An 867-nucleotide genomic window follows, 5' to 3' on the forward strand; every position below is an offset into this window, starting at 1 on the left:
GCTCTGGCCAGCGCCGCACCGATTCTCTGCGCCGGCATCACCACCTACTCGCCGCTCAAGCACTACGGCGTCAAGGCCGGTGACAAGGTCGGGATTCTCGGCATGGGCGGCCTCGGCCACATGGGCATCAAGTTCGCCAAGGCGATGGGCGCGGAAGTCACGCTGTTCACCCGCTCGGCGAGCAAGGCTGAAGAAGGTCGCCGTCAGGGCGCCGATCACGTCATCGTCTCCACCGATGCCGAGCAGATGAAGGCCGCGGCCGGTTACTTCGACTTCCTGCTCGACACCATTCCGGTGCAACACGATTTGAACCCGTACCTCGACACGCTGCGTTTCGACGGTGTGCACATTCTGGTCGGCCTGATCGAGCCGGTGAACCCGCCCGTCCACGCCGGCAAACTGGTGATGAGCCGCCGGGTGCTGGCCGGTTCCTTGATCGGCGGTATCGCCGAGACCCAGGAAGTGCTGGATTTCTGCGCCGAGCACGGCATCGTTTCCGACATCGAGTTGATCCGCGCCGACCAGATCAACGAGTCCTACGAGCGCATGCTCAAGGGCGACGTGAAATACCGCTTCGTCATCGACAACGCAACCCTCGCCGGCTAAGCGCCAACGTCCATCGGCAGCGCCGTGCTGCCGATGGCTTGAGGGATTCCATCGGCGCGATTTGACAGCGCCCGCGTTGCTCGCCAGAGTCGCACCCCTTTTTCCACCGCTGGGTGAACAGGGGTCGCCGTTGAACCAACAGACATTGTCCATGCGCCTTGAACGCGTCGCCGCTCACGTGCCGGTCGGCGCACGACTGGCCGATATCGGTTCCGATCACGCCTATTTGCCCGTTGCCCTGATGCGCCGAGGACTTATTAC

Annotated in this window: 2 protein-coding genes; both read left to right on the plus strand. The window is 63.3% G+C overall.

Going from position 1 to position 867, the window contains the following annotated elements:
* A partial coding sequence (locus J5M56_RS23595; RefSeq protein ID WP_207937895.1) for a zinc-binding dehydrogenase occupies positions 1-606 on the plus strand: 606 nt, incomplete at its 5' end.
* 130 nt (positions 607-736) lie between these two features.
* On the plus strand, positions 737-867 hold a 131-nt coding region (locus tag J5M56_RS23600), incomplete at its 3' end, for an SAM-dependent methyltransferase (protein ID WP_243430876.1).

This window comes from Pseudomonas sp. 51_B, assembly GCF_017491595.1.
GTDB classification, from domain to species: domain Bacteria; phylum Pseudomonadota; class Gammaproteobacteria; order Pseudomonadales; family Pseudomonadaceae; genus Aquipseudomonas; species Aquipseudomonas promysalinigenes.